Source organism: Curtobacterium sp. MCPF17_031 (assembly GCF_003234035.1).
GTDB lineage: Bacteria > Actinomycetota > Actinomycetes > Actinomycetales > Microbacteriaceae > Curtobacterium.
The window spans coordinates 1-6,245 of the sequence record NZ_QKSG01000021.1 but is presented as its reverse complement, the minus strand read 5'-3'; the positions used below and the strand labels follow the sequence as shown (position 1 = coordinate 6,245).

Here is a 6,245-nt window from a genome sequence, read left to right as displayed (position 1 = left end):
ACACCACCCGCATCCAGGAACGCCTCGAGGGCATGAGCCCGGTCCAATACCGAGCCCATGCCCTCGCGGCATAACCTGAATTCACAGTCCAACAAACAGGGACCAGTTCACAGCTGGTACCGGGCCTCCCGTCCGTCGTCGGTCGCGTCTACCGCGCGCGCGTCGCGCCGATCGCCCACACCCGCGGCGGCTCCGCGCCGTTCACGGCGTGGTCGCCGACGATCCGCGCCTTGAAGACCCACGGGTTGTGGCTGCCCGCGGTCCGGGCGTTCCGCCAGTGCCGGTCCAGGTTCTTCGTCGTGCTGACGCCGGACGCGGCGAGCGCGTCGAACAGGTGCGAGGTCGCATGCGTCGCGAGCGACGTGAGGGCGACCTGCGCCTGCGCGGTCGCGAGTTCGGCACGGTCGTTCCGGCGCTCGTCCTCGGCCTCGTCCAGAGTGGCTCCCTCGTACGCGGCCTGCAGCGCCTCCGCTGCCCGGTCGACGATCGCGGCGGCGGCGAAGCCGGCGGACGAGACCTCGCCGACGACCTGCAGGATCTGCGGGTCGGCGGCGAAGGTGTCGGCGTTGCCGTGTGAGAAGACGCGGTTGCGGGTGCGGACGGCGAGGGCGACCTCCCGTTCGGCGGCCAGGACCGACCCGGCCAGGACAGCCAGCAGCACCCCCTGGTAGAAGGCGGTCTGGTACTTGAACCGGTCATCGAACAGGGTGACCGCGTCCGGCTCCACGCGCGCGTCGACGAAGGTGCTCGTGCCGGAGCCGGTGGTCTGCTGACCGAAGCCGTCCCAGTCGTCGCCGTGGGTGACACCGTCCTGGTGGGCGTCGACGATCGCGATCACCCGCTCGCCGGTGTCGGTGCGCTCGGCGTAGGTGTCGATCCAGTCCGCGAAGACGCTGCCCGTGGAGTAGTACTTCTGCCCGCTGATCCGGAAGGTGCCGTCGGGCTGCGGGGTGACCTTCGTGATGACGTCACCGATCTGCACGGCGCCGACCTCGGTCCACGAGTTGCCGGCGATCTCGCCGCGGCCGAAGCGGTCGAGCCAGCGCGCCCGCTCCCCCGAACGGCCGACCAGACGGTCCTCGACCAGGGCGAAGTGGCCGCGGAGGGCCTGCGGGATGTTGCTGTCGGCGGCGGCGAGCTCGGTCAGCAACCGGAACAGCTGCGGCAGCGTGGCACCGGCGCCGCCGTGTTCGACGGGGACCCGCAGGGCGCCGAAGCCGGCGGCGGCGAGTTCGCGGATCTCGGCGGTCGGGAGGGTGTGGGTGCGCTCGCGCTCGGAGGCCCCGGCGGCGATCCGGTCGAAGAGCGGGCGGAAGCGCGCGGCGAGGGTCTCGTAGTCGGGAACGGTGTCCGGCACGGTGTGCGGGGTGGTGGTCGTCGTGGTCATGGTTCGTCCGATCTCGTGTGGCGGGCGGTCAGGAGGCTGCGGTCGCGCTGGGCAGGGACGCACCGGCCGGCGTGGTGGCCGGGTCGGTCGCGGTGGCCCGTCTGGCCGGGTCGGTCGCGGCGGTTCGAGTGACCGGGTCGGTCGCGACGGCCCGGGTGGCCGGGTCGGTCGCGGCGGTCCGGGTGGTCGGGTCGGTCGTGCTCCGTGCGCTGCGGCGGGCCAGGGCGGCTGCGCCGCCGAACACGACCACCTCGCCGAGCACCGAGACGCCGGCGGCGGCCGGTCCCGTCGGCCAGCGGTCGGTGAGTGCGAGCAGCGCCGGCACGAGTGCGGTCAGCGGGCTCGCCAGCACCAGCGCCCACCCGGTGTACGCCGTGATGGACGCCCGGCCGAGCGCCAGGAGCACGAAGAACAGCGACCACAGCACCGCCCATCCGGCCCACAGCACGGCGAGCACCGGGTCGTCGACGACGTGGATCGCGGCGAACACCACCGCGGCCACGGCGACCAGCCCGCAGAACCAGCCGAGCCCCGCCGATCCGAGGCCCGCGAGCGCGTCCACCCCGACGTACAGGTACGTCAGGCCGAACAGGAACGTCCCGGTGATCGCGAGCAGGGCCGGGAGCGACCCGTCGGCCGTGATCGCGACGGCGGTGCAGAGCAGCAGCTGCAGCCCGCCGATGAGGACGTTGGAGACCCCGCTGTCGCGTCCGGGGACGCGACCGAGCAGGGTGAGGCCGTTGAGGAGCAGCGCGGCCGCGGACAGGATCAAGCAGATGGAGGCCATGCCGAGAAGGTGCCACGCGGTGTGCACGAGCGGGGGAAGATGACCGCCGCTTACGGAATGCTGCGGTTCGTGACGCTGGCCCGCAGCGCCGGATCGCGCACGCCCCTGTGGGAGGATCGTCCGGTGGATGCCCTTCGACGACCCGTGGCCGTGGTGATCGCCGCCATGAGCGAAGAGGTCTCGGCCTTCACGGACCTGATCGGCGGCGAGCCGGTCCTGCACGGGCCGACCGGCGGCCACGACGAGCACCACCTGCTCGACGTCGACGGTTCAACGGTCGCCGTCCGCCGGAGTGGGATCGGTTTCACGAACGCCACCGCGGCCGTCGCCCACGCCTTCCACGACTTCGGCTCGGGCATCCCGGTCATCAGCGTCGGGACAGCGGGCGGTCTGGCGCGGGACGTCCAGCTCGGCGACGTCGTCATCGGCGACTGGTACGTGAACCTCAACGCCGACGCCACGGCCTTCGGGTACGCGCTCGGCCAGGTGCCGGGCATGCCCACCGGGTTCACCGGGGACCCCGACCTCGTCCGCCGTGCGCAGGACGTCCAGACCTCCGACGTCGTCCGTCTGGCACCGATCGGGTCGAGCGAGGTCTTCGTCACCGAGGGTCGTGCCCGCGACCTCCGCCAGGCCTTCCCGACGGTCGCCGCGGTCGACATGGAGTCGGCGGCGATCGCCCAGTTCGCCCACGTGCACGCGATGCCGTTCGTGTCGGTCCGTGGCATCAGCGACCTGTGCGCTCCGGACGGCGACGAGTTCCGGCAGCACCTCGACGATGCAGCCGCCCGGGCTGCCCGGATCGTGCACGGCCTCGTCGTCGGGTTGGCGTCGGGGACGGGTCCGCTGCCCGCTGCGTGAGCGGTGGGGTCGGCAGGACGACTGCCTCGGGAGCGCCTGCGGCCCGACTGCGTGCACCGGTGCTGAGTGGCGGGGACGCGACTCGTCCGACACCGCGACGACCGGGAGGCACGGGGGCGCCCGTCAGGCCGCCCCCGTCCCTGCTCCCGGCCTCAGGAGCCCGGCGGAACCGCCACGGACTGGCGCGCGTTGTCCCGTTCCGCGCGCGGTGCGACGAGGGCCGCCACGAGGACGGCGAGCAGGAGCGGCAGCCGTTCGAGGCCGGGTCGGGACGCCACCGGCAGAGACGGTGCGAGCGGCAGCAGCAGTGCCCACAGGACAACGGGTGAGGCGACGAGGAGCCAACGCCAGCCCCGTACATCGGCCGACCACGACCAGAGCGCCAGGCCGAGGACGGGCAGTCCCCAGAACGTGGGCGCCATCGAGTAGGTGTAGTCCACCGGGATGATGCCGAGCAGCGCCCAGATCTCCCACCCGCCGAACGCCACCGCGCCGAGGAGCAGCAGCACGGTGGACACCGCGAGGCGCGTCCGTGGGACACGGGTCACCCGGAGCATCGTGACGACGCCGACCGCTGGCAGGACGGTCCCGAAGAGCGCCTGGATCGTGATGAAGCGGTACCACTGCCAGGACCCGCCCCCGTGGTCCCCGCCGAAGGCGAGGGTGAACGCAGCGCTGAGCAGGATCGACAGGACGACGGCGATGGTCAGGACGGGGACCGCGCCGATCATCGGGCGGGAGGTCGCGGTGGTGGTCATGGTGTTCCCCCAGGTGGAGCGGTGGTGACGGGCGCGGTGGAAGACCGCGGTGGTGAGTGCCCCGAGCGCGAGCCGGAGCGGCGAGAGGTCGAGTTCTGTGGCGTCCCGGACGTCGGCGAGCCACTGTTCTCGGCGGACCGACCGGTGACCGGCGGGCGAGAGGTCGACGGCGACCTCGACGAGGATCTCGGCGAACGTCATGAGGTCACGGTCCGACCGCTCGGGCGTCGCTCCGGTGTCTGCCTGCGGCGGAAGGCGGCACAGGCGTCGACGGCGGCGGCACGGCCGTCCGTCGTGAACTCGTAGAGCCGTCGTCGCGGCCCGGACCGCTCGGAGTCGGCCTCCCAGGTGGAGGTGATCCAGCCGCGGTCCTCGAGCCGTTCGAGGATCGGGTAGACGGTGCCTGCCGGGCGTTCGGTCGCCTTGATGACGAGCAGCCCCCACACGGAGCCGTCGTGGTCCAGGAGCGCCGCGAGCACGTCGATCGTCGAGGCGGTCACGCGGGTGAGCGGTTCCACTAGGACACCTCATGGTGCGCAGCGCGGTCGGGGCCGTGCTCGACGCCCCCGTCGGCCGCGTGGGTGATCCGGCGTCGTGTGTGCCGCATGGTCGTCTCCTCTCGGATCGAGGGGCAAGCAACCCCTCTTCTAGCTAGGTAGATTAACGATCCGGACGCAGCGGGAACAGTCGAAGACGCTCAGGGAAGTCGCTGGCGCAGTTCTTGACTGATCGGTCCAGCAGGCGTACGTTCGGGACCGATCAGTCCACTACGCGAACGGAGCTCCATCATGAACGCAGCGCTCACCGGCAAGACCGCACTGGTGACCGGCGGCACCTCGGGGATCGGCGAGGCGGTCGTCCGTCGCTTCGTCGACGAGGGCGCCCACGTCTTCGTCACCGGCCGTCGGCAGGCGCAACTCGACGCCGTCGAGGCCGAGTTCGGCGACGCCGTCACCGCGGTCCGGGCGGACGCCTCCGACCCGGCCGACGTGCTCACGCTCTTCGAGGTGATCGCAGCGCGCGGCACCGGACTCGACGCGGTGCACGCCAATGCCGGACTGGGCGAGTTCAAGCCACTCGCCGAGGTGACGGCCGAGGACATCGACATCGCCTTCGCGACGAACGTGCGCGGCACCACGCTGACGATCCAAGGCGCCCTGCCCCTGCTGAACGAGGGTGCCGCGATCGTCGTGACCGGCTCGACCGCGGCGTCCGGCACGGAGCGTGACTTCGGGCTCTACGGCGGTTCCAAGGCGGCAGTCGCGGCGATGACGCGCACGTGGGCGGCCGACCTGGCTCCTCGAGGGATCCGCATCAACACCATCGTCCCCGGCCCCACCGAGACGCCCGGCCTCAAGGGCCTCGCGCCGAGCGACCCGGACGCCCTCCTGGCGCAGATCGCCTCCTCGGTCGCGCTCGGTCGACTGCTCCGGCCCGAGGAGATCGCCGCCACCGTCCTGTTCCTGGTCTCGGACCAGAGCTCGGGCATGACCGGCAGCGAGGTCCTGGTCGACGGCGGCGCCTCGATCGTCTGACGGCGAGGCCGGCGCCGGACCGGGCTCGGGTGGTGCACCACCCGAGCTGGGGCCATGCCCGCTGCGTCATGATGGTCATGACAGCCCCGCAGCAGACCAGGAGGACGACCGTGCCGAGACCTCGGACGTTCGACGAAGCCGACGTCGTCGCACGCGCCCGGAAGGCGTTCGCCGAGACGGGCTACGCCGGGACGTCCCTCGACACCCTCCTCGAGGCCACCGGTCTCGCGCGACAGAGCCTCTACAACGCCTTCGGCGGCAAGAAGGAACTGTTCATGCGGGCGTTCCTCAGCGACGCCGCCGAGGCGGTCGATGCCGTCGAGTCGATCCGCCACGGCTCGGACAGCCCGATCGGGCGGATCCGGGCGCAGCTCGTGAAGGTCGCCGTCGAACACGGGGCATCGCAGGCTCCGCCGTCCCTCTTCACGAGAGCCGCCGTCGAGCTGGCGACGCAGGACGCCGAGGTCGCCGCCACCGTCGCTGCCTCGTTCGACGCCATGCGGGACCACTACGCCGCCTGCATCGCCGAGGCGCAGGACGCCGGGGAGATCGAGGGCAGAGCCGACTCCGGCTCGTTGGGAGCGTACTTCTGCGCGGTCATCGAGGGGATGTCCACCCTCGGCGGATCCGGCGTCTCCCGCGCGACGCTGCTCGACATCGGGTTGACCAGCCTCGCCGCGGTCCCGATCACCGACCTGGGACGCGAGCACCTCGGCACGTCGGACGGCGACTGGTCCTGACGGACGAAGGCGTCACGGCGACGACAACGCGTTCCCCGTGAGCAGACGGGAGGCGCGGTGCCAGCTGTGAACTGGTCCCCGGATCTTGGACTGCTTAGTTGGTTCGAGATCCGGGGATGGTTCTGTTGGGTGGTAACGCGTCATCGTTGACTGGTGCGCAGCGCACTGCTGCGGTGG

8 protein-coding genes are annotated in these 6,245 nt (G+C 71.8%); 4 read left to right on the top strand and 4 right to left on the bottom strand.

What is annotated here, in order from left to right:
- On the top strand, positions 1 to 74 hold a 74-nt coding region (locus DEJ31_RS17805), incomplete at its 5' end, for an IS3 family transposase (RefSeq protein WP_375537617.1).
- Between the two features lie 74 nt (positions 75 to 148).
- On the opposite strand, the gene DEJ31_RS16750 is transcribed toward DEJ31_RS17805, so the two are convergent.
- Together DEJ31_RS16750 and DEJ31_RS16745 are read right to left on the bottom strand one after the other, a co-directional pair.
- The gene (locus tag DEJ31_RS16750; RefSeq protein ID WP_111122454.1) at positions 149 to 1,387 is read right to left on the bottom strand and encodes an acyl-CoA dehydrogenase family protein; all 1,239 of its coding nucleotides are present in this window, start codon (positions 1,385 to 1,387) and stop codon (positions 149 to 151) included.
- Between the two features lie 28 nt (positions 1,388 to 1,415).
- Positions 1,416 to 2,174, bottom strand: coding sequence for an AmiS/UreI family transporter (locus DEJ31_RS16745; protein WP_111122453.1), 759 nt, complete (start codon positions 2,172 to 2,174; stop codon positions 1,416 to 1,418).
- A gap of 123 nt (positions 2,175 to 2,297) precedes the next feature.
- On the opposite strand from DEJ31_RS16745, the gene mtnN reads away from it, so the two are divergent.
- Positions 2,298 to 3,035 carry a 5'-methylthioadenosine/S-adenosylhomocysteine nucleosidase gene (mtnN, locus tag DEJ31_RS16740; RefSeq protein ID WP_181433572.1) on the top strand — a complete coding sequence of 246 codons (738 nt, stop codon included), beginning with the start codon at positions 2,298 to 2,300 and terminating at the stop codon, positions 3,033 to 3,035.
- A gap of 152 nt (positions 3,036 to 3,187) precedes the next feature.
- Here mtnN and DEJ31_RS16735 read toward each other — a convergent pair whose 3' ends face one another.
- Together DEJ31_RS16735 and DEJ31_RS16730 are read right to left on the bottom strand one after the other, a co-directional pair.
- Positions 3,188 to 3,994 (bottom strand): hypothetical protein, encoded by an 807-nt coding sequence (locus DEJ31_RS16735; RefSeq protein WP_111122451.1) that lies wholly within the window; start codon positions 3,992 to 3,994, stop codon positions 3,188 to 3,190.
- Entirely contained in the window at positions 3,991 to 4,311 is a 321-nt protein-coding gene (locus DEJ31_RS16730; protein ID WP_111044458.1) for a PadR family transcriptional regulator, read from the bottom strand. The genes DEJ31_RS16735 and DEJ31_RS16730 overlap by 4 nt, the downstream gene beginning before the upstream one ends.
- Positions 4,312 to 4,581: 270 nt before the next feature.
- Between DEJ31_RS16730 and DEJ31_RS16725 the strand changes: the two genes are divergently transcribed.
- Entirely contained in the window at positions 4,582 to 5,328 is a 747-nt protein-coding gene (locus DEJ31_RS16725) for an SDR family NAD(P)-dependent oxidoreductase (protein ID WP_111044457.1), read from the top strand.
- A gap of 110 nt (positions 5,329 to 5,438) precedes the next feature.
- The gene (locus tag DEJ31_RS16720) at positions 5,439 to 6,068 is read left to right on the top strand and encodes a TetR/AcrR family transcriptional regulator (RefSeq protein ID WP_111122450.1); all 630 of its coding nucleotides are present in this window, start codon (positions 5,439 to 5,441) and stop codon (positions 6,066 to 6,068) included.
- Positions 6,069 to 6,245: the final 177 nt, after the last annotated feature.

Bases quoted from the DNA above. Each gene is read 5' to 3' on its own strand.
- DEJ31_RS16750 (WP_111122454.1), bottom strand. From the start codon at position 1,387: ATGACCACGACGACCACCACCCCGCACACCGTGCCGGACACCGTTCCC.
- DEJ31_RS16745 (WP_111122453.1), bottom strand. From the start codon at position 2,174: ATGGCCTCCATCTGCTTGATCCTGTCCGCGGCCGCGCTGCTCCTCAAC.
- DEJ31_RS16735 (WP_111122451.1), bottom strand. From the start codon at position 3,994: ATGACGTTCGCCGAGATCCTCGTCGAGGTCGCCGTCGACCTCTCGCCC.
- DEJ31_RS16725 (WP_111044457.1), top strand. From the start codon at position 4,582: ATGAACGCAGCGCTCACCGGCAAGACCGCACTGGTGACCGGCGGCACC.